22 protein-coding genes are annotated in these 24,967 nt (G+C 61.0%); 3 read left to right on the top strand and 19 right to left on the bottom strand.

Going from position 1 to position 24,967, the window contains the following annotated elements; translation table 11 throughout:
• The 7 genes from ABD791_RS13005 to ABD791_RS12975 all read right to left on the bottom strand — a co-directional run.
• On the bottom strand, positions 1-1,390 hold a 1,390-nt coding region (locus ABD791_RS13005; RefSeq protein WP_345067310.1), incomplete at its 3' end, for a zinc-ribbon domain-containing protein.
• Positions 1,391-1,399: 9 nt separating this feature from the next.
• Positions 1,400-2,437, bottom strand: a complete 1,038-nt coding sequence (locus tag ABD791_RS13000) for an AAA family ATPase (protein ID WP_345067308.1) — start codon at positions 2,435-2,437, stop codon at positions 1,400-1,402.
• Positions 2,437-4,446 (bottom strand): Mu transposase C-terminal domain-containing protein, encoded by a 2,010-nt coding sequence (locus ABD791_RS12995; RefSeq protein WP_345067305.1) that lies wholly within the window; start codon positions 4,444-4,446, stop codon positions 2,437-2,439. Before ABD791_RS12995 ends, ABD791_RS13000 begins: the two co-directional genes overlap by 1 nt.
• Before the next feature lie 37 nt (positions 4,447-4,483).
• Positions 4,484-5,272, bottom strand: coding sequence for a TnsA-like heteromeric transposase endonuclease subunit (locus ABD791_RS12990; protein WP_345067303.1), 789 nt, complete (start codon positions 5,270-5,272; stop codon positions 4,484-4,486).
• Between the two features lie 258 nt (positions 5,273-5,530).
• Positions 5,531-6,628: a hypothetical protein gene (locus tag ABD791_RS12985; RefSeq protein ID WP_345067301.1), complete on the bottom strand. Its 1,098-nt coding sequence runs from the start codon at positions 6,626-6,628 to the stop codon at positions 5,531-5,533.
• A 23-nt stretch (positions 6,629-6,651) separates the two neighbouring features.
• Positions 6,652-7,599 (bottom strand): metallophosphoesterase, encoded by a 948-nt coding sequence (locus tag ABD791_RS12980; RefSeq protein WP_345067298.1) that lies wholly within the window; start codon positions 7,597-7,599, stop codon positions 6,652-6,654.
• A gap of 449 nt (positions 7,600-8,048) precedes the next feature.
• The gene (locus ABD791_RS12975; RefSeq protein ID WP_345067295.1) at positions 8,049-9,248 is read right to left on the bottom strand and encodes a cytochrome P450; all 1,200 of its coding nucleotides are present in this window, start codon (positions 9,246-9,248) and stop codon (positions 8,049-8,051) included.
• Between the two features lie 116 nt (positions 9,249-9,364).
• On the opposite strand from ABD791_RS12975, the gene ABD791_RS12970 reads away from it, so the two are divergent.
• The gene (locus ABD791_RS12970) at positions 9,365-10,279 is read left to right on the top strand and encodes a LysR family transcriptional regulator (RefSeq protein ID WP_345067292.1); all 915 of its coding nucleotides are present in this window, start codon (positions 9,365-9,367) and stop codon (positions 10,277-10,279) included.
• A gap of 16 nt (positions 10,280-10,295) precedes the next feature.
• Here the strand turns inward: ABD791_RS12970 and ABD791_RS12965 are convergent, their stop codons facing one another.
• On the bottom strand, positions 10,296-11,126 hold the full coding sequence (locus ABD791_RS12965) for a helix-turn-helix transcriptional regulator (protein ID WP_345067290.1): 831 nt from the start codon (positions 11,124-11,126) through the stop codon (positions 10,296-10,298).
• Between the two features lie 100 nt (positions 11,127-11,226).
• Between ABD791_RS12965 and hxlB the strand changes: the two genes are divergently transcribed.
• Positions 11,227-11,805, top strand: a complete 579-nt coding sequence (gene hxlB / locus ABD791_RS12960) for a 6-phospho-3-hexuloisomerase (protein ID WP_345067288.1) — start codon at positions 11,227-11,229, stop codon at positions 11,803-11,805.
• Between the two features lie 31 nt (positions 11,806-11,836).
• Positions 11,837-12,460, top strand: coding sequence for a 3-hexulose-6-phosphate synthase (gene hxlA / locus ABD791_RS12955; protein ID WP_345067285.1), 624 nt, complete (start codon positions 11,837-11,839; stop codon positions 12,458-12,460).
• A gap of 99 nt (positions 12,461-12,559) precedes the next feature.
• Here the strand turns inward: hxlA and ABD791_RS12950 are convergent, their stop codons facing one another.
• From ABD791_RS12950 to ABD791_RS12900, 11 genes are all read right to left on the bottom strand, one after another.
• A complete protein-coding gene (locus ABD791_RS12950) occupies positions 12,560-14,023 on the bottom strand; it encodes an NAD-dependent succinate-semialdehyde dehydrogenase (protein WP_345067282.1) in 1,464 nt (487 codons plus the stop codon).
• A 136-nt stretch (positions 14,024-14,159) separates the two neighbouring features.
• Complete coding sequence (locus ABD791_RS12945; protein ID WP_345067279.1) at positions 14,160-15,188, bottom strand: hypothetical protein; 1,029 nt, start codon at positions 15,186-15,188, stop codon at positions 14,160-14,162.
• 118 nt (positions 15,189-15,306) lie between these two features.
• The gene (locus tag ABD791_RS12940; RefSeq protein ID WP_345067276.1) at positions 15,307-16,587 is read right to left on the bottom strand and encodes an LLM class flavin-dependent oxidoreductase; all 1,281 of its coding nucleotides are present in this window, start codon (positions 16,585-16,587) and stop codon (positions 15,307-15,309) included.
• The gene (locus ABD791_RS12935) at positions 16,587-17,387 is read right to left on the bottom strand and encodes an alpha/beta fold hydrolase (RefSeq protein ID WP_345067273.1); all 801 of its coding nucleotides are present in this window, start codon (positions 17,385-17,387) and stop codon (positions 16,587-16,589) included. Before ABD791_RS12935 ends, ABD791_RS12940 begins: the two co-directional genes overlap by 1 nt.
• 239 nt (positions 17,388-17,626) lie before the next feature.
• Positions 17,627-18,448, bottom strand: a complete 822-nt coding sequence (locus ABD791_RS12930) for a MoaF C-terminal domain-containing protein (protein WP_345067271.1) — start codon at positions 18,446-18,448, stop codon at positions 17,627-17,629.
• A gap of 75 nt (positions 18,449-18,523) precedes the next feature.
• On the bottom strand, positions 18,524-19,885 hold the full coding sequence (locus ABD791_RS12925; protein WP_345067268.1) for an FAD-binding oxidoreductase: 1,362 nt from the start codon (positions 19,883-19,885) through the stop codon (positions 18,524-18,526).
• A complete protein-coding gene (locus ABD791_RS12920) occupies positions 19,882-20,829 on the bottom strand; it encodes an ABC transporter substrate-binding protein (protein ID WP_345067265.1) in 948 nt (315 codons plus the stop codon). The genes ABD791_RS12925 and ABD791_RS12920 overlap by 4 nt, the downstream gene beginning before the upstream one ends.
• 215 nt (positions 20,830-21,044) lie before the next feature.
• Positions 21,045-22,325, bottom strand: coding sequence for an FAD-dependent oxidoreductase (locus ABD791_RS12915; RefSeq protein WP_345067262.1), 1,281 nt, complete (start codon positions 22,323-22,325; stop codon positions 21,045-21,047).
• A 53-nt stretch (positions 22,326-22,378) separates the two neighbouring features.
• Entirely contained in the window at positions 22,379-23,785 is a 1,407-nt protein-coding gene (locus ABD791_RS12910) for an NAD(P)/FAD-dependent oxidoreductase (protein ID WP_345067259.1), read from the bottom strand.
• 66 nt (positions 23,786-23,851) lie between these two features.
• Complete coding sequence (locus tag ABD791_RS12905) at positions 23,852-24,376, bottom strand: flavin reductase family protein (RefSeq protein WP_345067256.1); 525 nt, start codon at positions 24,374-24,376, stop codon at positions 23,852-23,854.
• On the bottom strand, positions 24,373-24,843 hold the full coding sequence (locus ABD791_RS12900; protein WP_345067254.1) for an ester cyclase: 471 nt from the start codon (positions 24,841-24,843) through the stop codon (positions 24,373-24,375). Before ABD791_RS12900 ends, ABD791_RS12905 begins: the two co-directional genes overlap by 4 nt.
• Between the last annotated feature and the right edge of the window lie 124 nt (positions 24,844-24,967).

The raw sequence follows: 24,967 nt of genomic DNA, 5'->3' as shown, positions 1-24,967 counted from the left end.
GGAACTGACAAATTGGCCGTTGGAACTCGTGACCGTTCGGACATCGCCACCACGCGACGAATGCTGAGCCAGCCGACACAGTGCGAAGCTCGCGCCTTCCGTTGCGAGTAGGGTGCCAGAAAATTGCCATAGAGGGGTGAGTCGCCGCTATGTCCCTGAGGCCGACGATGGGGCGTTTTCCAACGCAAAATGCACAGACCGCTCTACCACGGTTCACCTTGGTCGCACAGACGGACGTCGTGACGTGACCGCTCGCACAAATCCAAGTGCACGGCTCCTCATCTCCGCTTCTGAGTAGCTCGAAAGGTTTGCCACCGCCGTGCCACCAGAACTCCATCCGCAAATCACTCTCGACGTCCAGCAAGAGCGTGGAGGTGAACGGAGTCGGGGTTTTCAAGTAGCTAGGGGCGATGTCGAGGGGAGAATCAGTGGTGCTGAACCCGGGGAATCCCGGCGCTATTCCAAAGCGACGCTTGGGCCAGGTGCTGTAATCAATCTCCTCAAGCTTGAGGTCATGTTGCCACACACTTTCGACCGGATAGGACGTACTCTGTTTCCCTTCTGGATCCTTTCTGGTGGACATTGCAACGCGAAAGTATGTGGGACGCAGCCAAACGAGCACTTCCTCAGTCAAGTCGGCAACCGAGCCACCTACTTCCGGGAGGAGAACTTCGTCGAGGAGCACGAGTGCACCAGCTCGCGAGATGCGCGGGTATAGAAGACGCGAGAGAAATCGCCCCGAGAGGATCTTCTTGAGGATAGCGACCACGACCGGAAACGTTGCCGCCTCAGTGTGCAGCGATCTGTCAAAGGACGGATGAGCGGCAAGCGGGAGCCTCTCAACATTTCGCCCGACGCGCGCCCAGCGGTTCGCGAGGGCCCATACAGCCACGAGCTGGTAAACGTCAAAGTGCGGCAACTTCTTAAGCACGTCCAACGTTCGGCTGGCTCTACGAAGGCTCGGATAGTCGCCAACCGGCAATTGATCGTTGACGTCGACACCTGGACCGACCCAACGCTCATGCCGCCGACAAACATAGCCGCCGACGTGCGGATACTGCATGATGCTCTCACCGGCGGCACAGAGTTTGCATAGGAAGAATCTCTCGCCGAGAAGCCCGGCGCAACGGCATTCATCAACAGCGCAAGCTGGAGCGGCTCCCTGTCGGCGTGACTCAAACCATCCGGGAGGAAGACCGCCTAGCGACTCGACCCTGCTTTCGAATAGCCGCGCCGGTACGACATCATCGCCAATTCTCAAAGTACTTTGATTGAGGCGAGCCGGCTGAAGAAACGCAATCGAGTTGGCCTGGCTCAGTCTGGCGTAGAAGCTGTCCGCCGTTTCAAGATGACGAACCCTCACTCGAATTGGGAGCTTGGTGGAGGCCATAGTCAGGAACTAGTCGTCGGAGCCGGCACCGCGCTCGGCGGCGATATCGAGGGGAATCGAATCTAGAAGCGCGCGGGTAATTCTCTCGCCTCCTTGTTCATGAATCGCATCCGAGAGAATAAGTTCGATTGCTGCGGACCTCAAGAGATACCCAAGTGAGCCGATGGAACCGTTGGTCCTGCTAAAGAGGTATTCCTCCTGGCCGGTGAGAGAATGCTCCCCGCCGTTCATGAGACCCAGACCGCTTTCGAATGCTTCGACGGTCGATGCCCAGCTGTCCCGGGCTTCGATACTCCCGAACGAGTACGGCAGTATCCGTCTCAAGGTGAACCGGCCGGCAACTTGCATTCCTTCATCTCCGGAAAGCAGCCCGCTTGTTTCGACGTTCACACCGCTGTAGATGAACGTTGCGGGGAGTACGTTAGAGAGGTCCTTCAAGGCACGTCTCGCTTCAATAGTGATAGCTGAACTCGTGCTGAGATTGTGTATTTCATCGACGACAACGAGAGTGGTGCACCCGCGAAGCATCGTTTGAGTAGCCATGTAGGTGAGTTCCTCAAGCGTGTACCGCGGGCCGCGCGGCATGCCGAGAAAGTCGCAGAACTGATGCATCATCGACTTTGGTGTTGCTGCAGGAGGAACGTCGATGAAGACCAATGGTATTCGTCCGAACGACTGGTGATCGGGATATTCGGTCCGGTTCCGGTTCATCGTCGCCCGAAGGATTGCAAGCGCGGTGTGCGTCTTGCCTGCGCGCGACGGGCCGCTGAGCACTAGCCCATGCCTTCCGGACGGCTTTCCGAAATTTGCTCGCAGAAGTCGCCGAACATCGATTCGGGCGGCCATGATTGCGGGCGTGTCCACCGTGAGTTCACGGTTGAGGAAGAGAATGCGGGCGTCGTCGTGCGCCTCCTTCTCCTTTTCAGAAAGACACAGGTATTCCGATGGGCTGAATGTAGGCGGCTTCTCCGATGCGCGCATCAAGTATCGTTCGAGACCAGCGAGGCTGGTGAGCGATTCGGCCGGGGAGACGTCAAGGAGCTTCACTAGATCGACTCGTCTCGATTCCAGATTCCGGCGGGTTTTGATCCAGTTTTTTTGATTGTCCGGTCGATATACGGCAGATCGCTGAGTTCGTCGCGCTTCGGCGTGGCGGCCTTGGCCGCCGGGCGGGGGAGGTAGTCACGCTCAATGAGTTTGTCCGCCGTCTTTTTGCGACCCTTCTTTCCTTCTGCCCTCTTGAGTTCGGGGTCACGTTTCTCAAGAATCTTGTAGAGTTCGGCAACATGGTCAACGCGACCGCCCTGACCTTGTGCTCGCGCGATTGCACGCGCAGCTTGCCAGTTCTCGGTGAAGAAGGGCGCATCGAATGCGCTGACTTTTTTCCAGCTGCATTCCATCCACGTGGAGTTTGCGTAGTTGCGAACCCATATGACCGCCGGACTATATGGGTCGTATCGCGTCTCCCATTTCCCGCCTAATGATTTTCTTGGAGACTTCGTTTCGCGATAAGGGTGCAACAGTTCGGAATCGTATGTGCGATTTCCGATGTGTACTCCATCTCGCTGGATTGTGCGCGTAGCGGATGGAAGAAGCTCGATATAGTCACTTTCTGAAATAGGTAGTGCAAACGTCGGTGCTACTCCGATTGATGCCGTGTACATCTGATTCGGAGTCAACTTCAACGATGGGAAAAGTGGGTCGCGAAGTCCGCCGTGCGGCCGATTCTGCCAGACACGCACGACCCATTCTTCGAAGATTTCCTGCAGAGTGAGGATGGGATACAGGAGTTGCTTCTCAATCTGGTGACCTCTGTTGCCGGGAGAGTTCCCCACATAACCACTGAGATACTGTGTAAAAAGGCTATTGATAATCCCGAAGGTTCGTTCCATTTTTCCCTTGTCAGAGGGGGTATACGGCGCCGATTCCAGGAGACCGATTCCAAGTTTGAAACAACCCGAGGTGAAGGTCTTCGAAAGATAGTCCTTCCCATTGTCCGTAGTGATTGTCTCTGGAACGATGTAGGGCATCGCGAGAGCGTCCGCGTAGCGTTCATCGAGTGAAAGCAGATGCCCAGTGGGGAGGCCCGATTGGGCGATTCGCATTTGCTCGCTGTGGTGCGGACGAAATGGTGCGGGCACGAGCGCCCGGGCGAGCAGGAGGGCCAGATCGACGCCCTTCAACGCTTCAGGCATCATCACGAACGAAACGATGGTGCACGTGAATACATCGATAAGCACCGATAGAGTCACGCGGCATTCCTTGCCATGCTCGTCGAGGGCGAGGACGTCAAGCTTTGTTGAGTCAATTTGGGTGAACTCACCAGGTCGCGAGGCTGTGATTCCACCGTAGGTGTGGTGGGGACTCCGAGCACGTGAACGTCGAGAAGTTGCGAGACCGAACGTCTCCTTTCCCGCAGTGAGTGTCTGAAGGTACCGATACACGGTCGCTGAGTGCGGGAGCTGGACCTCATCCCCGTACTTCCGATGAAGCTCTCGCTTGGCGTCCGAAACGACCTTGCCACGAGTAACCGTTGACTGGTTGGTTTGATCCTCGATGGCGACCGCAAGAGCCTCAACGATGCGTTCGTCAGCTCGGTTCAGCGGGCCTTCACGCCGGAGCGCACGACGGTCAACAAGCCCAGCAAACCCTAGGGCTTGATAGTCGTGGAGCTTACGCCAGAGAGTGCGAATCGAAATTGTTTTGCAAATCGGTCGAGCTGCAAGCTCAACTCGTTTCGACTCAATCCGTTGAGTGAGCGTGTGGATCCCCGGGTTGTATTCCGCTCGCGGTTCCGCGCCACGCTCGGCTGAGAATGGAATTCCGTGGAGCATTTCCTCGATGTGTTCGCGCCAGAAATCTGCAGCAGCATTGGCTTGTTTGTTCATCGTTGCAATAGTCGAGATGTCGTGCTCCGCAGGAATCTGCACTGATTCGACAGTGTCGAGCTGGTTGAGCATGAATAGCTCGGTGATGTGGACGTGCCTATATCCTCCTGATTCGAGATTGCGGAGAGTCAGCGTCGAGTTGGAAATCTCGACGACGAGATACGCCACGCCCTCGAGAGATACCTCGCTGCCCAGCGATATTTGCCTAGGCATCTTGCGCCGCCTGGAAGACGTGCTGCTCTGTGAGCTTTGTTCGAAGGTCGGTCATGAGAGTTCTCTTCCAGGTCATGTGATAGCTCCAGGCAGTAATGAGCGGTGGGTTCCAATTGGGCAGCGCCGCCGCCGCCTCGCAGATTCGTCGCGGCTGCGCATAGAGATTCAGGAGTTTCGTCTCGCACTCAGGCGGCGGCGCATTGCGCGGGTGACGGTATCCGGCGAGCCATTCGATGTTCAGCCGATATGTGCGGTCGACCCAGCTGAATACGTTGTAGTCCCACCCCACGGCATCACACACGGCCTTTGCGGCGAGGAAAGATTGCATTGCTCGTTCGCCGAGATGCTCGATGGGTCGAACGTCGAGAACACTCTGGGTGCCGTCCCGGCGGACGACGAAGAAGTCAGGAACGTGGGTGAAGGGTGCGAGCTTGCGCCCGAAATCTATCTCAAATGGCTGCCAGCAAACTGCAGCGACATCGCCGTCGAAGTCCAGAATTTCCAGCGCTATCTGCTCGAATCTGGACTCGAACTGGACATGCTGGGTAGAACCTGAGAACCAATACCGTCCGTGAAAACTTCGACGCCCGGGGTATTTTGCTCCCACCCGCCTGCTGGCATTCGCATGCATATCAGCATTGAGAAGGTCAGCGGTAGCCTTGGCGACGTGTTCCCGCTTTCGGGCGTCCAGCCAGCGAATTAAGGATGAGGATATCCAATCTTGGACTCCCTCGGCCGGCGCCCGACTCAGGTCCGCGTTTGCTACCAGCAGGCCCGACACGGGAATACCTGTAGACCTTCGAAGAGGTACGAGTGAATTTGAGTGATTTTCACATTCCTACTGTCGCACCCGACCGCCCGCCGGGCCGGCGGGCTGCACCGGCGTGTCGTCACTTCGGCGCGCGCATCAACCCGCAAGGACCGCTGACACATCAGCTCAGCTTCTCTTCGGCTTTCGACTTCCCGTGGGGCCCTACTTGCAGTCGCTCACGATCAGCAGCCTCCATCCGAGCCGAAAAGCCAGCTCGGCCGTCACCGTTCATGGTTCCGTACTCATCCCCTTTCTCAGGTTGGCGGTCAGCACGTTCAGATCATCGAATTGGTCAACGGGGCGTTGACCCTCCGACTGCTCCGTTGGTGTGCAGAGTTGGAGTATCAGGATCTCAGCCGTCCAGCCGATCGACTCGGCGAACTTCAGAACCTCGGAGGTTGTCGGTCTGACCGCGTGGTCACTAAGGGCAAATTGAAACTCGGGGAAACGCGCTCCTTTGCTGCTCTTGAGGCCGATTAGTTCGCCGTTTGCGTTCATCTCGAGCACGTGTTCCGGATCGGTGCAGAGAACGTTGGCGACATCCTGAATGCTCAGGAACTTGAACTCACCTTTGATTCGAGCCCACCGACTCGCGCGCATCGCTTCGAAGCCGATCCAGGCTTCAATATCAGCGTTCGCCGCCAGGAGCACCGCTCCCCCGTTGCGGTTTCGGAGCATGTCGGCAGCGGTTCCACCACCGAATCGCTCTGATTTTCTATTCAACCAGAGGGCCGCCCCCCAATCATCCAAACCCAATGTGAGCGTGAACAGGATCGCACTCAAGCCAGGGAGCGGGCCTGTTGAGGCAAATTGATATATCGGATAGAGGACCGCCCCATCCGTCGTGATGACGCGAACCACACGCCACCGATTAACCAGTTCATCTAGCCCGCTCGGCGCCACACCCAGAAAGTCCGCAACCTCTGCGCCGCCGAGGAACGGTCCCACGTGTTGAAACCACATGTCGGCGATTTCGGAAGGTGAGTTGAGAGGAGAAACTTCAATGCCATCCTCTGCAGGAATCAAGGGAATGTCCGGTGCCACATTCGCCTCGAGCCGTTCAATCGTCACGATGTCCGACGTGATGTGCCAGTAATAGTCAAGCAGCGGGTCGTCCGAGTGCATCGTCCAGCGGCCAGGGCTTCCAACGCGACAGGCCAAAATCGATCGAATCGGCCGGATTGTGTCATTGATTGTTGTTGGCTGGCCCGGGCCAGGAATTCGTCGCACGGTCATGGCGTCCAGGTCGAAGAGGTGCACCGAACCCTGCGTAATTACTTGCCAGAGACCGCCCTCGTCACCCCTCAGTACGACTGCTCTGTTCATCGGTCCCTCCTTGATTCAGGCGCCTATGAGAATTCAATCCATGTCCAGGAAAGATCGTCGAGGCTAAGCAGAGCAAGGTTTCCCAAATCGTTGTCAGCGCCAAGTGAGTACACTCGCCGCCCGTCTGGACGCTCAATCTCACCCTTTACATGGAAATGCCCGTGAGCGAGAACCGCCGGGCTCACTGCATCCCAAACGCCCGTGACGTGGGCGCGCGATTCAGCGGCATAGGCAAGCGCCTCCATGCTCCAACCAAACGGATTCGAGCTAAGAATCTGTTCAGTCTCGGCCGCGCCTCCATTGACCGTTTCATGGGTTAGTAGCACCTCCGTCGATCCTCCAGCAACGGCCCGGCCGACGTCGTCCTCGGTGGGCAGCTCTGCCGGCCACCAGGACTTGCCAACCACTCGATGCGCGAAGTCAAGCGAAGCGGCGCCGCCAAACGACATGAACGACCTGCCCGCAAGCTCGAAACGATAGCCACGTGGCAACACCCAAACTGTCTTGCTTAGCTGTACGGCTTCGCCGGGCTGCGTTTCAAACGCAGCGTCAAGCAGGTCCCAATCCTCATGGTTTCCTGGTGTGACCAGAACACGATCGATTCCGGTCACTCGGCACCAATAGTCGACAGCGTTCGAGAAACCCTTCCCCGCCCGCTCGCGCCAAATCCCGAAGTCACCCAGCTGCAGAATAGTACGCACCTCAGGCGCCATCCGGTGGAGCGCCGGAATTGCCTTCTGCACCCAGGAGAAGCTGCCATGCCAGTCGCCAGCGACCGCGACACGCTCCTCGCCGGGCAACGTCAGATCGAAACTTAGTGGCTGTTGTTGTGTCACCTGCTTATGGCGGAGCAAGAACTCAAGCTCGCTTCCGCCATCGACATTCGCGACTCTATCTATTGCCGCAACCGAAGTAGTGCGCCGACTCGTGAAATCAATGCCAGGGACGGCGAGGTCAACAATGAGGTGCATCCCACGTCCAACCCGTGCAACAAGCCACTGCTACCAGCCGGGTTGGCTGGCCGTCACGCCGAAGAGACCGGTCCACCGCCATGTCCATAGCAGGAAGGCGCACGAACACGCGGTGATCCAGATCCAGGAAGTAGCGACTGCCGGTCCGAGTCGAGACCACGAAGCGACCTGAAGTTATTCCATTCAGTGTTTCCATCTGAAACCGCCTTGGACTTTGGTTCGACCGCATTGGTAATCTTAATTACCAGTGACTTTGAATGTCAAGGCCTTGAGATCGCAATTACCTCGATCGGCAACGACTTGCCTGGCCCTGCAGAGCTGTCGATGGACACAACCGCATCAGATATCGGCGCGACCCTCTTAAGTACCGCCAGCGGTTCCGGCACGACCGGGCGAGCGCCAGAACTCGATCCGTGATGCCAGCAGCGAGAAACCAGATTTCGCAGCTCCTACCGCCCCCACTGAACCCGAAGCGTCTTGGTGCCCCTGAACACCCAGCCTTCGAAACCCGAAGTTGAGTCGGGTGCGAGGCGAAGTCCGGGCAGCCGCCTGAGAACAGCCGGAAGCGCGACACTGGCGACTTGTGCCTTCGCCACCCAGCTGCCCGCGCAATAGTGTGTTCCACTTCCGAAAGCGAGATTCGGTCGCTTGGCACGGAAAACATCGAACGTCCCGCCATTCTCAAAGTTGCGCTCATCATGATTGGCCGAGGCCACGACAACGCCGATTCGCGCACCGGCGGGCAGCACCACCCCGCCGAGCTCGACCTCCCGCGTCGTCGTGCGCGGATACATCCCCACCGGCGAGATCCACCGCACCGTCTCGGTGAAGACATCGAGCATGGATGCCCGCTGGTCGCGCACCGCGCGCAGCTGGTCGGGGTGTGTCAACATCGCCCAGAGGGCGCTCGAGATGGCATGACTCGGTTCGTTGAACCCTCCGGAGACCGCCAACTTGATGTTCGCTCGAATGGCCTCATCCGGCAGCGGCGTCTCGGCGTTGACGAACGCGGACAGCATCGAGGAATCCGGGTTCATCTTCAGGAACGCGCCCGCATCGTCGATGGTGCTGTCGAGCTCGTCCGACGTGCGCGATGCCTGCGCCCAAACATCCTCATCGCTCTGCACATTGCCGATTCCCGCGATGAGTGCGCGCGACCAACGCTGCATGTCCTCCTGCGCAGCGCCATGTAACCCGGTCACGGCGATCAGGTTGTCCGACGCAAACGGTGACGCAAAGTCTGCCGCCACATCGCCAGACTCGCCCTTCTTGATGAAAGCATCGAGGTGCTTCTCGGCGTTGCGCTCGAAAATCTGCTCCCACGACGCCGTGATCGCGGCGGGCGAGAGGGCCGGCCGGATGGCCTCGCGGTCGATGGAATGCGCAGGGTCATCCTTTCTGAGCATCGAGCGCCCCTTCATCGTGCGGATCATGTTCGACGTCGATGACTCCTCATTGGCGCTGAAGGTCCCCTGATCCCGCTCGATCGCCAGACAATCGCCAAAACGCGTAACGAGAAAACGGTTGAGCGCCGGAACCCAGGCAACCGGCGCTTCCTCCCGCAGCCGTCGATACGTCGGGTACGGGTCCTGAATCATCTCGGCCGGAACGATCCAGTCGGCGACGGGGGCAGAGGCGTTGTCCATCATCAGACTCCTGTGTTTGACGGTGACGCCAGTCGCCACTCCAAAATTGTCGGATGTCGCATTGAGTAAGTAAAACGGTTAATGGTGGACAACTAAGTCAGAAAAACTATGGTTAGGGGATGCCGCCATTTACCCTTCGACAGCTGGAGTATTTTCGAGCGGTCGCCGAGACGGGTACCTTCAGCGGCGCAGCCACTCGAATGTTCGTGTCACAGTCCGCCATCGCCTCGGCAATCGGCGACCTGGAGAGCGCGCTGGGTGTGCAATTGTGCACGCGAAAACGTTCGTCGGGGATCGGCCTCACCCCATCAGGGGTGCAGTTTCTTGAGAAAGCCAGGGCTCTCCTTCGGCAGGCGGATGATGTCACCCACGCTGCCCACCATGGCGACGGATTGCTCGCCGGCGCGATCAACATCGGCTGCTACGCAACGCTCGCGGCGACCGTGCTACCTGCCCTGCTCGACGAGTTCTCGGCACAGCACCCGCAGTCACAGCTGAATTTCGTAGACGGTACGATGGAGGAGCTCATGCCGTTGCTCGAGCAGGGCCGACTCGATTTCGTCATCACCTACCGCATCAGCCTCCAGCTTGGCCTGCAGCAGATGGCGCTCTACGACACTGCGGTCCACGCGCTGCTGCCGGCGAACCATCCGCTGGCCCATGCGCCAACGGTGTCACTGCACGATCTGGCCGACGACCCCCTGATCCTGCTCAACATTCCACCCAGTGGCCGTCACACGCTCGACATGCTCGCCAGCGCCAACATCCGCCCTCTCGTTCGCCACACCACAACGAATTTCGAACTCGCCCGGTCGCTCGTCGGCCGCGGCCTCGGCTACTGCTTGCTCGTTCAGAAACCCGAGATCGACCTCACTTACGAGGGTCTTCCGGTCGTCGCGAAACCGATCTCCCCCGAGTTCTCACGCGAACAGGTTGTGCTGGTTTGGCCAGACGGAATGGAGCTGAGCGCACGGGCACGCATCTGTGCCGAGTTTGCGAGGGCCACGCTCGGTCGCGCTCAGCCGCCCCGCTAGGCGATTGGCCGTTCGGCTATCGTCTGGCGAGCGCCACGAGTTCCGCGCGCGTTGAGGCTCCCGCCTTTCGGAGCAGGTTCGAGACGTGAAATTTCACGGTGTTCTCGCTGATGTTCAAGCGCTCGGCGATGGACTTGTTTCGCGCCCCTGACACGAGCAGCCGAAGCACATCGCGTTCACGCGGACTCACCTGCACGCTGTCCTCCAGATCCTCAGACTCCACCGGCGCATCGAGCGGAATCTTGACCGACAGCAACGACCCCCACCCGGGCGTGGCCGACACGCTGAACTCGCCGTTCAGCGCCGAGACCCGCTCCACGATCGGCCGCAGCGAATCGTCGTGAGCGGTCATCTCTCCGGTGCCGTCGTCTCGGATTCCGATGAGCAGGTTGAGTCCGTCGCAGTCCCATTGGATGCGCACCCGTCGCGACTCACCGGCATCCACGATGGCCAGCACGGCGCTCCGCACGATCGCCCGCGCCACGTGTGCGACCTCCCCCGGCAGTGCGCGGCCGGTGGTCGGAGGCTCGACGAACTGCACGTCCAGGTCGCCGAAGCGCACGAGAGGGCGCAGATCGCTCTGCAGCCGGGCAAATGCACCGACCACCGGCTCGATCATGCTGCTGCGCTGATGATCGGTCTCCATCCGCAACTCCACCAGTGCCGTCGTCGCGGCATCGATGGCGATCGTTCGTGCCCCTCGGTCATCGACGCGGTCGGAACGAAGAATCGCCAGAATCGACTCCAGGGTCACCGCATACCGATCCGCGAGATCGGCCACCGTGCGCGCGTGATCGAGAAGCATCTTGCGTGACCCGGGCGAGGGGAATGTGCTCGTAGCGTCCATCTCAGTAACCTACTCAATTCTGACGCCCTACACGTTTGGGTAGGCGGTCCTCACCCACCGGGCGGGTGCATCCGCCGCGCGCACGTTCGACGATGGATCTATGGCCACACTCACGCGTTCAGTTACGGATGCCCTCACTCTCGTCGATCAGGAACTCAGCTCAGTTGTCGCTCGTCTTTCCAGCGAGAGCGAGCAGCAATTGGAGGAGCTGGCCGAGATCCTCGCCAGCGCCCAACGAGTCTTCGTGGTCGGCGCCGGCCGATCGGGGCTCGCCCTCAGAATGACCGCGATGCGGTTGATGCACCTCGGCCTGACCGTGCACGTCGTCGGCGATGTCACCGCTCCCGCGATCCGCGCCGGTGACGTGCTGCTCACCGCGAGCGGGTCGGGAACGACCGGGGGCATCGTGCGAGCGGCGCAGTCGGCGGTGAACGCGGGCGCTCGCGTTGCGGCCATCACCACCGCTGCAACCTCCCCGCTGGCCGCCCTGGCCACGACACTCGTCGTGGTGCCAGCCGCCGGAAAACTCGATCGCTCGGCCACCGCCTCCGCGCAATATTCCGGTGGCTTGTTCGAGCAGCTCGTCGTCATCATCGGCGATTCCGTGTTCCATGCGCTCTGGCAGCGCGCCGACGCGAGCGCCGACGAACTCTGGACCCGCCACGCAAATCTTGAATGACCGTTCACCCATCACAAATCGAAGGAACACAATGAAACTGCAGTTCGCCATGGACACCCTGACCACTGAGCACGCCCTCGCCCTCGCCGCCGCGGCTGCGCCGCACGTCGACATCCTGGAGCTCGGAACACCGCTCATCAAGAGCGCGGGGCTGTCGGCCGTGACGGCGATCAAGGCCGCACACCCCGACAAGATTGTGCTCGCAGACTTGAAGACGATGGATGCGGGCGAGCTCGAAGCCGACATCGCGTTCACGGCCGGTGCCGACCTCGTCACCGTGCTCGGCTCGGCCGGTAACAGCACCATCGTCGGCGCCGTCAAGGCTGCGCAGAAGCACGGCAAGGGCATCGTCGTCGACCTGATCGGCGTTGCCGACAAGGCAGGCCGCGCACAGGAAGTTGTCGCACTCGGCGTCGACTTCGTCGAGATGCACGCCGGCCTCGATGAGCAAGCCGAGGAAGGCTTCACCTTCGCAACGCTTCTGCGCGACGGCGAGGCATCCGGTGTGAAGTTCTCTGTCGCCGGCGGCATCAACGCATCGACGATCGCGTCGGTTCAGCGATCGGGGGCCGCCGTTGCCGTTGCCGGTGGCTCCATCTATGGCGCACCCGATGTCGGAGCAGCCGCAGCAGAACTTCGGGCTGCGATCATCTAGCTTTCCTTCATTCCCACAGAGAATCGCCGTTGCGCCCAGTTACCCCTGGCGCAACGGCGATTTTCGGCATTACGGGCGACACCGGACGCACTGCACGAGCTATCCATTGGGGATGAGTGTGTACTTGGTTTCGAGGTATTCGTGGATTCCCTCGGCGCCGCCCTCACGTCCAAGACCGGATTGTTTGATCCCTCCGAAAGGAGCTGCAGCGTTCGAGATGACCCCCACATTCAGTCCCATCATCCCTGTTTGCAACCTCTGAATCATGCGCTCTCCTCGAGCGAGCGACTCGGTGAAAACGTAGGACACGAGACCGTAGTCGGTATTGTTTGCGAGCCGGACTGCTTCATCCTCATCGTCGAACTCGACGATGGATACCACGGGCCCGAAGATCTCTTCGTTGAGGATATTACTGGTCAGCGGAACGCCGGTCAGGATTGTGGGCTCGTAAAAACTCCCCGGACCGTCAACAGAATGACCACCGGTGATGAGATTGGCGCCCCGGGAGATCGCGTCCTGAACGAGATCGGACGTTTTCTCGACCGCGGAGTCGTTGATCAGAGGTCCGATCGTCACGCCCGCCTCAGTGCCACGCCCGACCCTCATGTCGGCTACCTGAGCGCCGAGTCGCGAGATGAATTGCTCAGCGATCGTGGAGTGCACGATGAAGCGGTTCGCCGCCGTGCATGCCTGGCCGGAGTTGCGGAATTTCGCCGCAACTGCGCCGTCGACAGCCTTGTCGAGGTCCGCGTCGTCGAACACCAGGAAAGGGGCGTTGCCGCCGAGCTCCATCGAGGTGCGGAGTACGTTTGCTGCGGCCTGCCTCATGAGGATCCGGCCCACGGGCGTCGAACCGGTGAATGAGAGCTTGCGCAGACGGGGATCGGCAATGATCGGCTCGGATACTGCGGCAGAGTTCAGAGTGGTAATCACGTTGAGTACCCCCGCCGGAAGACCGGCCTGGGCAAACAGCGCCGCGACGAACAACGTGGTCAGCGGGGTGAGTTCGGCCGGTTTGACGACTACGGTGCAGCCCGCCGCAAGGGCGGGAGCAATCTTGCGGGTCGCCATCGCGAGCGGGAAGTTCCACGGGGTGATCAGATAACACGGTCCGACGGGGCGTTGCGAGACAAGCATCTGCCCTGTCCCTTCTGGGTTCGGGCCGTACCGTCCCGTGATTCGGACAGCCTCCTCCGAGAACCAGCGCAGAAATTCAGCACCGTACGTAATCTCGCTCTGGGCTTCGCTGAGGGGCTTACCCATCTCCAGGGTGATCAGCAGCGCCAACTCGTCGCGCCGTTCTTGAATCAGCTCGAATACTCTTCTCAGAATTTCTCCGCGAACCCGGGGAGCGGTCGCCGCCCACTCCTCCTGGGCGTCCACTGCCGCATCCAGGGCACTCAGCCCATCGGCCGGGGAGGCATCAGCGATCCGGGCAAGCCGCTGGCCTGTAGCCGGATCAAACACAGCGAATGTGTTCGAATTCTCCGCGTCCACCCAGCGTCCACCGATGAAAAGGCGGTCAGGCAACCGGAGCAGAAGCTCCGCCTCGCTCAGGGGCATCAGAGTGGTTTCCTGGGTATGAATGGTGATCTTTCCTCTGCCATGAAGGTTCCTGTCATCGAAGCCACAATCAACATTGAGCACTGCCCCAGGCGTTTCACACGCCTGAGTCACTCAGGGCGCTCTGGAAAACTCCTCAGGAACGCAGCGCGATCCGGGGACGATACCGGGCCTGCGGCAGGTCAAGCGCGCTGATCAATCCCGCCGGAGCATCGATGACGTCGATAATGCGGTTGAGTAAGATCGCATCGACAGTGTGCGGCGGCACGGAAATTCGCTGCTCAATCTCCAGCATCGGGTCAGCTTCAAAGGCCACGATCCACGAGTCCCGCACGCCAGGCGCTACGGCCAGTGTCTCGATCTCGGCGACAAAGCGAACGCCGTCTTCACTCAGAAAGCTCGTCGTGTCCTTGATACCGACGCCCTCGCCCGCCTCGTAGCCCCGGTCATACGTCGTCGAGAAGATTGCCTCATCGAGCACCGCAGGCACGATCACACGACTCGGTTCATTGAGCGTGAATCCAAGCACTTCGGCTGCACGCTTGAGTGAGGTGGCCGCGATTGATTCGTCCACTTCGAATTTCGGCGCGATTCGTTCGGCGAACTCGTCTGCAGAGAGCCCAATGCCGAAGTAGTCCAGGAACTCAGCGGGATATCCGTCCACGCCGATGACCAGGCTGAGGCGCACCTCCTTCACCTCCCGCACCTGCGAACTCGCGAAAACGACCAATCCGCCCCACGAGACGTCTTGCGAACCAGTGGAAACGATGGTGACGTCGTTGGCCTTTGCCGCGGCATCGACTGCGGTCTGAAGCTCGGAAGGAATCGCGTCGAGGTCGAATCCGGCAACGATGATCGTCACCACGTTTGCCCCCAACTCGGCGCAGCGGATCTCAAGGTCAGCGAGCTCCTCGAAGTTCGCGTGGTGGGCGAGGATCACGACGTCGACGTCGCCTCGCTCCAGTTTCAGTCCATCGAAGTCGGCGGCAATGACGACGGCGTCCAGTGACGCCGTACCCACGGTCTCGCCCAATGAGGTGCCGGCGAGACGCGGGTCGGCCGCTGCAACAAAACTGATGCCGGCAGAGGCGCCCAAGCGCACGATCCGGGAACCATGCGTGCCGAGGCCGACGATCGCGGCCCGGACTACACCTGCAGAAACCATGAGTACTCCAATTGATTTGTTCGTTCTAATTCACTCGGTCCGCAACGCACATGACAATCGCAGAAATTACAGCTGTGACGCCGCCGGGCGTTCCCCGGCCAACGGCGGCGTCACAGGTTCAGTTGGCGGGGCGACCGCTGACCGGGAAGTAGTCCCCGCCCATGCTGATGTGCGGAACACCGGCTCGCTTCGGGTTGCGGGCCATCAGCTCGGTGTGCGTCTGATATCCGGGCTTCGGCCTGCGCTGCCACGCGGCCAGACCGTCGGGCCGGCGGAAAGCCGGGATGATGTCTTCGGCGAAGAGGGTCATCGACTTGTCCTGCATCCACGTCGGCATCATGGCATCCAGCGTCACGATGACGCGGCCGGCACCGATTTCTCCGACGTAGTCCGCGAGGGCCTGACGCACGGTCTCCGGCGAACCGAAGAATCCTGAGGAGAACATACCGTCGAGATCGACATTGCTCGGATCGGAACTGCGGTACCCGCCCTTGCGCATCGCGCGGAAGGACGGCTCGCTGACGTGACCGGGAGGGAACGACTCATGGAACGGGAACCTGATGATGTTCTGCATTGTCCATGTGATGTAGTTCTCATACTCACGCCGCGCGGATTCGTCCGTCTCGGAGACGTAGACATTGAGTACGGCCGCGACCTTGTTCGGGTCATCGGGATAGCCGTTCTCCTCGCGAATGTCACGAAAGAGCTGCATATTCTTGCGCAGGATGGCCGGCGGCGTCAGAACGGTCTGGTAGACAAAGTCGTACTTCGCCGCTAGCTCGATTGTCTCGCGCGATCCGGCCGCGGGGATGAAGATCTCCGGGTGCGGGCTCTGCAGGGGCTTGGGCCACGGGTTCACATAGGGAATGTTGAAGTGCTCACCCTCCCAGGCGAACGGGCCGTCCTCGTGCCAAAGCTTGTGCAGTAGCGCGATGCCCTCACGGTATCGAGCCCGGGCAGTGAGCGGGCTCATCGTGCCGTAGGAGTGGTACTGAGCACCGATACCCATAGGCAGCCCGACGGAGAGCCGTCCGCCTGAAAGCGTGTCGACCAACGCGATCTCCTCGGCGAGGCGGATCGGCGAGGCATAGGCGTTGAGGATCGGGCCGATCGGTGCAATCTGGATGCCCTCCGTCTTTGCTGCGACGAAGGCCGCGGCCGTCAGAGCGTTGGGAACGAGCGCGAGCGGGGTGTTGTGCTGCTCGAACCACGAGACCGCATCGAATCCCAGTCGCTCGAGACGCTGCGCCGTGTCGACCAGCTCGCGCAGAACCTGTTGCCCGAGCAGCGGGTCGTACTGGGAGTTCGGCACGTCGATGCCGATCGAATCGCGCTCGTGCGCAGGCTCAAACCACCGGTACGTGCGGTCGGCAAGGGCGTAAAACTCAAGTTCCTGCATTAGTTCGCTCCAATGAAAGCGGTGATCTCGGCGGCCAGGGATTCCGGCTCCTGCGCGACGATGCCATGGTCGGCAGCGCGCCCCTGTGTCCCGGCGATGACCGCCGTTCGGCTGCCTGTGAGCAGTCCGGCATAGGCCGCGAGGTGCGAGGCGGGAAGGATCCTGTCATCCGCTGCGCCGATGACGAGCGCCGGCTTCGTGAAGCGGCCCAGTCGGTGCTCAAGTTTCCAGTCGTAGCGGGGGTTCCACGCCAAACGACCGAAGCCGGTGAGGTCGAGATAGTCGAGGACCAGTTGTTCTTCCTGAGCTTCAGCGTCGCCGGAGGGGAACAGTTCCTCAACGCGGTCTCCGACGAACAGCTCGAGACGACTCTCGGCCGTGCGGCGGAACAGGTCGACGGGCGTGTCGCCCTCGACGCGTAATCCAAGCGGAGTGATCAGGGTCAAGGAACGCACACGCTCCGGATAGAAGGAGGCGAATTCTGCCGCAGCCCAGCCGCCGATCGAGTGGCCGATGAGGTGCACCTCATTGATGCCGAGCGCGTCGAGGAACTCCGCCAAGACCAAGACGAGGTCGTCAAGCCCCCGCAAACGCTCAAGCTGCGGCGAATCCCCAAAGCCCGGGAGATCGATAGCGATCACATCGTGCTGCTCGGCGAGCTTTTCGTGGAGTGGCCACCACCGACCGCTGAATCCGAGCCCGTGAAGAAAAAGAACCGCAGGGCCCTCTCCCTTGCGACGATAGGCGATGTCGACGCCGCGCAAGTCGACCCTCTCGACCGGGACATCCTCAACTAGCATCCGTGCTTCCCTCCGATAGGCACCGGCACTCGCAAGATGGCTGCGTATCGCAGCTTGTCGGCGCCGGTGCGTGCAAACTCTGCTCTTACTGTCCCATGCACGACGGAAAGTGTCAAACTTCGGATCAACAATGTCGATTATCGATCATGGTTCTTAGATGTTGCGGTTCGAGATGTGCTCATATCGTCGAGCCCAGTGGTCCAAGCAAATGGTCGGCACACATCAGATCATCGCTCGGCCTACACCGGTCGGTAGTCAGGATCACTCGGATAGATGGCGACGCCGAGCAGCTCGCCGACAGCGCCGAACTGGTGGTGCCGGAGCTCGGCGTCGCCAGCATCCAACGCATAGAAGCGACCGTATGTTCGCAGCGCATGAAGGTCGACCACCAAGGCAGACTCGACCACGAGATCCACCTCGGACCAGTGGAAGAAGTAGAGGCCGTCGGCGATCGCGTAGGCGCGGCTGGGGTCAAGCTCACTCAATCCTCGTTCGACGCCGCGCAGACACTGCCAAACGAAGGTGCCGCTGTTGAGGTAGTTGTGCTCGTACTCGTCAGTGTCGCTGTAGCGCCAGATCACCCGATGGCCGACCAGCCCCGAGCTACGGGGGTGAGGCGACGAATCGATATCCGTGGACCAGAACTCGTGATCGGTTCGCCCCCGGAGCAGCGCCCCCAGGCCTGGATGATCCGCAGTGACGATTCCAGATACGGCGAGGGTCGCGCGTGCCGGCTTGAGTTCGAGCACCCAGCTGAGCAAGCGGGCGTGCGAGTTGAGCGCGCTTGACATCGGCCAAGACGGGTCAAGGTAGTCAATCAGGTAGATGCCCGGCCGCACGGCAGTGGCGTCGTAATGCAGTTCCACTGCGGCAACGCCACCAGGAACGGTTCGGCGCAGAACGTGGCTTTCAAGGAATTCCAAGGTGACTCGTCGACTGTCCGGTCCGTTCAGCTCGATGCGATGGCCCACCAGCTCGTCAGTGAACGCAGCGCGGAATTGGGTCTGCCCGCTGACGAATACGTCAATCGGGGGCTGGGCTGGGCGCGCTTCAAACCCCACGAATCACACCACCACCTACGGCGTCGAGAAAAAGGCCAACTTCGAGCTCTTTCGTCAGCCGGTACATGCCGACGCTCATCCGATGTTGTGGTTCGATCGAAATAGATTGTCGCCGTCGTAACGGGACTTGATCTCACGCAATCGGGTCAATGTCTGAGGCGGATATGCAAGAGCGGCACCATTCTCGATGTCACCGCCGAGGAAGTTGACGTTCGCCGCACCGCCGATGCGCAGCAGAGCGGCGGTGCGATCGGCCCATTCTGCGCCTTCGATCACCTTCGCCGGATCGTGATCGATCGAACGGATGGTGGCGATGGCACCGCGATCACGGTGCGCAAAGGCCGTCGCGCCAGTGTCGACACGAGCAATCGCGCCGCCCATGGGCCGCAGGTTCACCAAGGCGACCTCGGTCGGTGCGGCTGCCACCAACTCCAACGCGCTGTTCGCATCATCTTCGGAGATGGAGTCAAGGAACCCCGTGCGTCGCACGGTCCGTGTTCCTGCTTGGTCGGCGGCCAAGGCGAAGAGTGCCGGGTAGGGACCAACTTTGATGTTGTCGACAATGACCTTTCCCGCAGCCCGCACGGGGGCCAGCGCGGCTGCCGCTTCTTCAGGATTGCCCGAATGGCACATGATCGCGGTGACAATCGGCCGGCCGTGAAACTGCTCGGGCAAGAATGGTGCGCGCGGCCCCCTGGTCACATTGATCATGAGGCTGAGGGCATCCGGTGCATGCAGGCCGGCCTCGAAGAGCGCCGCCACCGTCGCGCCGCTGGCCTCGAAAACGACGAGGCCACCTGTCACCATCGGAGTGTGCTCCAGACGCATCGACAGAGACGTCACGACGCCGAAGTTTCCACCCCCACCGCGAAGACCCCAGAACAGATCCTCGTTTTCGTTGGCCGCGGCGCGAACCACGCTTCCGTCGGCAAGCACAAGCTGCGCGTCGATCAGGGCATCAATGGTCAGCCCGTCGCGACGGCTGAGGTACCCGATCCCTCCGCCGAGGAGGAGGCCGGGAACGCCCACGTCGGGATGATCACCAAAACCTGTAGCCAGGTGCATGGCCGCGGCCGCCATCGTGTAGGCGCCCGTCGTGGTGCTCGCCGAAGCACGGCCGACTCGTCCGTCGGCGTCGATCCGGCACGCATCCATTCGCCGGAGGTCCATGACGAGTCCGCCCGCGACGGTGCCGTGCCTCGCGAAGCTGTGCCCGCGCCCGCGCACGGCGAAGGGGATTCCCGTTCGGGCTGCCGTGCGCACGATTTCTTGCACGTCGCGCACGCTCTCTGGCTGTGCGATGAGCGCTGGCTCAAGGTCGTCTGCTGCGTAGGTGACGGCGGCGATCGCTGTGAAGTCGTCGCGCTCTCTCGTGACGAGGCGCTGGCCAAGCAAGCCTGTCAGCACTCGGTCGGTTTCTGCGATCGCGCTCGTCATGAGACGCTCCGCTCGATGCGAGCGGTTGATGATCCTGCGGCCCGCATGGCATCGAGAAATACGGAATCGAGCACTCGACGCGCATTAGCAGCCTCAGCCTCGGTGATCACGTTCGCCTTCACCATCAGGCGTACAGAGGTCTCGAACGCCTCGTTCGGTATCTCCATCGTGCGCGGGAAGACGTGCTTGGAACGCATGTAGTCGACGGCGCGTTGCGCGTAGTCACCATCGGCCTCACCGATCTCGGCGAGGATGTCGATGAGCAATGCGTCGTCCGTGCCGTTGTAGATGAACTCTGTTGCCTCCTGCACTGCCTCCATGAAAGCGACAATCTCGGTCACCTTCTGCTGCGCATGGAACGCGTCGACGATCATCGCCGTGAAGACGATGCTGGGGACATAGTCGGAGACCTCGCCCAGGTCGGTGTATCCCTGATCGATGGCGATGAAGTTGAGTGGTGCGGGTTGCACGGCCGCATCGATGGTGCCATCCTGCAGCGCCGCCCATCGCGCAGGGTGCACGCCGGCGATGACGAATTCATAGTCAGCGGGATACTCGAGCCCATGTGCGCGGAGCATTTCCATCGTGTAAAGAGCCGTGCCCTCGGTCAACGAGGAGGTGCCCAGCCGGGCGCCACGCAGCGATTCAATCGTCGGGAACCGGGCACTGGCGACGAGCGTCAGCGGAAGCGCGTTGGTATTCCCGGCAATAACTCGCAGTCCGCCTCCGTTGATCGCGTTGCGGATTGCCCCCTCCGGCGGGGTAATGGCGAGATCGATATCTCCAGACAGCACAGCCGCCGTCGCTTTGTCGACGGCCCCCGTGCGCACGATCTCGATCTCGAGGTCGCGCTTGGCGAACCCGCCAGTGCGCTCAGCCACGAACACGGGCAGCCAGTTGAAACGAGCGGCACCTGCGCCGACGATCAGCCTACGAGCGGACATGTCTTGTCTCCCTACGTTCTGTCAGCAACCTCGAGAGCCCCGTCGGCATCCGCACCCTCGCTTTCACGATGTCGCGTGCACCACAGCGGCCAGTCGCCTCATCTTGAAGTTCCAATATTCGACCTTAGTTGTACGAATAGTAGAACACTACAACATCGCACGTGCGCATCCCAGCGAAGGATGACACCGTCCCGCGGGTGCCAATGAGCCGCCGGCTACCCGTCCGCGTCGGGAGAAGCCGACCTCGCAATCTCCAGCATGAGTTCGCTTGCGCGCACCTTCTGGCGCACCCGGTCCGTGGCGGCGGACCTCCGCTCGTGCTCGTCGATCTGCTTCCAGTCCGACCATTCGATGTGGCGTTTCGCCGCGAGCCGCTGCAAGGCTGCGAATCCGCCCTCGCCCCGCGGCTCCCGCTCCAATGCATCATTCAGAATCACTTGCGCAAGGTCTTTCGCGCGCGCACGATGAGTAGGAATCGTGCCACGCGGCCCCGTGCGGAGCCAGCCTGCACAGTAGAGCCCGACCAGGAGTCGGCCATGCTCGTCGGCGGACGCGCCGAGCACCCCAAGTTCCAGGGTCAGCGGATCCACCGGATTCTGCCCGTAGCCAATTGCCGAGACAACGAGGTTTGCGGAGATCTCACTTTCACGGCCGGTCTCATCAACCACCACGACGCCGCTGACCCGGGGGTTACCCACGATGCGCACCGGTCGAACACCAAACCGGAAGGCAATTGTGACGCGCGGATGTGCGATCGGACGGGAGGCGAGGTCGATGAGCAACTCGCGCTTGGCGGCGCTCTCCGCATCCACCGCGACAGCACCGGATGCGGGACTGTCGTGGAATTCGACAGCGACCCCATCCAGTTCGCCCAACTCACGCAGCATAGCGAGATCGAACTTCGAATTGACAGCCGCGGATCGGCCAAGCAGATCGACCCGACGCACATCTCCCGCGAAAGCATCTCGGAACTGGTCATCGATGTCTGAACCGGCGAAGTCTGCGCGCGACTTGGCGAGTAGACGGGCCACATCTATTGCAACGTTCCCCGCGCCGACCACCACAACGTGCGATCCGCCCGACGCCAGCTCGAGTTCCGCGTCGGGGTGGGAGTTCAACATGCGAGTGAGCGCACCCGAGCCAAGCACACCGGGTCGATCACTCCCCTCGATGTCGAGCGTGAGGTCGTGGGCCAGACCGCTGGCCAACACCACGACGTCAAACACGGAACGCAACTGTGCCAGCGGGAGATCGCCCCCAACCTCGAGGTTGCCGACAAAATGCACGCCGTCGCGTTCGAACAACCGATCAAATTGACGCGAAACAGCTTTGGTGCCCTGATGATCGGCAGCCACTCCCGAACGCAACAGGCCGTATGGGCTCGGCAGCCGATCGATCACGACCAATTCTGCTGTGGGCATCAGCTTGCGCAGCGCCTGGGCAAGGTAACAGCCGGCTGGACCGCTCCCCACAATCGCGATACTCGGTTCCGTCACGACCGCTACTGCTTCGCCACCCTGAGAAGTGAACTGCATGCGAAGCTGCCGGCCTATCCGAGGTGCCCGGTGAAGCCCGCCACCCGGTTGGAGAGCGCAAGCAGTTTCGAGGGGCGACCACTGCGCTCCTCGGCGCGTTCCCCCCAGAGTCGTCCTCGGAAGATCACCTGCGCTCCGACGGTGCGGATCGGCTCCGGCTCCCATTTGCGACCGGGCTTGCGTACCCATGGCAGCCGCGTCATCTCGGTGTCGTCATTGAGAATCAGATCGCGCAGCGTGCGGCCTGCCATGTTCGATGCGACGACGCCTTCACCGACGTAACCGCCCGCCCACGCGAGTCCAGTCTGGCGGTCAAGCCCGACCGAAGGCGCCCAGTCGCGCGGCGCTCCGAAAACACCGGACCATGCGTGGTCGATTCCCACCTCAGCCAGTTCAGGGAATAGCTTCACCAGCTGGCCGCGCAGGTGATCCTGCAGACGCTGTTCCGGATGATCATCCGTTGACGTCTTCGAGCCGGACAGATAGGGCACGCGAGGATCATCCCCGCCAATGGTGATCCGGTGATCGGACGTGTGCTGAAGGTGCAAGAAGGGGTGCTCGGCGAGAACCGCCTCGCGTCGGTCCCATCCGATCAGCTTCCACAGCTCATCGGGGATGGGTTCCGTTGCGATCATGGTTGTGTGAACAGGGACGATTGAGCGCTTGTGGCCCTCGAGCCAGCCGGAGTAAGCCTCCGTCGCCCGCACAACGTATTGCGCATTGACTGTGCCGTTCCCGGTGACAGCGCGCCCCTGCTCAATCCGGTTCACCCGGGTGTCTTCATAAATCGTGCCGCCAAGTCTCTCGACGGCGGCCGCCAGCCCGACAACGAGCCGTGCAGGATCAATGCTGGCGCAGTGTGCGTTGAACTTCGCACCCAAGCCATTCTTGATCGACACCCGACTCTGCAATTCGTCACGCCCGATCAGGCGAGTGTCCTCCTCCTCGAACCCCCATGCGCGGTCGGCCGCGATGCTCTCCTGCCACCCGCGCATTTCGAGAGCACTGCGAGCGACCATCAAGACACCATTCTTGGCGTAGCTGCAATCGAAGCCCTCCCGCTGCACGGCGTCGCCAATATGGTCAACCCCCTGTTGTACAGCCCGCTCCATGCGCACGGCGGCCTCACGACCCCCGCCCTTCTTGGCCCAGAATTCGCGCGAACCGTTCAGCTGAGCGATTGCCGCTCCTCCATTGCGCCCAGACGGCCCATATCCAGCGAACTTCGCTTCCAGAACCACGACGCGCAGCTCAGGTCGAGCGCGAAGGAGTTCGTATGCGGTCCACAACCCGGTGTATCCGGCGCCGACAATCGCGACGTCCGCGTTAATCGACCCGTCGAGTCGCTCTCTCGTCGGAATGGGGGTCGCATCCCCGTGAATCTGGGCGAACCAGTGCGAAATATCTTGGGACTTATGCATCGTCAAAGGTCTCGTTTTCTCTGGTGTGCGTCGGTTGGATCGTTGCTGTAATGAGGCGAGGTTGGATCAGAAATCGGTCGGTGTCAGCTTGTCGCCTTCATAGAAGGCACCGCCCAGATAAATCAGGGCCGGGTCGTCCGAGTATTCCGCCGCGACGACCTCACCAATGAATATCGTGTGGGTGTATGCCGGAATCTTGTACCGCACCGCGATCTCGAAGTGGCCGGCCACGCCGTCGATGACGGGACTGCCCGTGATTCCGGGATGCCAGGCGATCTCGGCGAACTTGTCGCCACCTGATTGGGCAAATCGGCGAATGACCTTCGTCTGAGCCGATGCAATGATGTTCACCGCGAGATGATCCGCAGCGAACAACCACGGGTACGTCGACGAGGTGGCATTGACCGTCACCATGAGCAAGGGCGGATCGAGCGAAACGCTCGAGAAGGCGTTCACAGCAAGCCCCCGCGGCGTTCCATCCGGTGACGTCACCGTCACCGCCGTCACTCCGGATGGGAATTTGCGATGCACGCCGCGAACCAGTTCGCCCAGCCGCTCTTTCTCGCTCTGCTCGGTCATGGCGTCGCTCATCGCACTCCCCCAGGCGCTCGGTCGATGGGAAGGATTCCCAACTCGTGCAGCAAGCTGACCTCATTCCAGGAGGCCCAGTCCTCGACAATGCGGCCCTCATCGACTCGGCTGATCGTGATGCCAGAAAACGCCACCGTCCGGTTGGTCGGAAGTGCTCCCAGGTAGACGCCCAAGTGGGTTCCGGTCGCGACCCATCGGTATGCAATCTGATCGCCATCCTGCAGCAGAGTGGCGGTCTCGTACTTCAGGTCGGGAAAACCCGATTGCAGCTCCTGCATGAGCACTTTGAATTCCTCGCGCGTCCAGTCGCGGCCACAGTGCCGGACAAAATCGTCCGCGTAGAAATCGTCGAGCCGATCAAGGTTGCGACCGTCTTCGGTGGCACCCCACGCTTCGCGCAGTACGTCGCGCGGCTGTAATTGCGACAATCCCAAGGGATCACCCACTTCCTGGAGGATCCGCATCATGCGACCACTCCGTCACTGAAACCATTGCACGTGTTCGATTATCGACACACTGAACACCGTTACTCAAAATAGTAGCGCACTCGCACCCCATCGTGCCCAGCGCGCATCGAAGCAAAGTTAATGC

Source organism: Glaciibacter kafniensis, assembly GCF_039538945.1.
Taxonomy (GTDB): domain Bacteria; phylum Actinomycetota; class Actinomycetes; order Actinomycetales; family Microbacteriaceae; genus Cryobacterium; species Cryobacterium kafniensis.
Note: the sequence above shows the minus strand (reverse complement) of the source record. Positions and strands in the feature narration are given on the sequence as shown.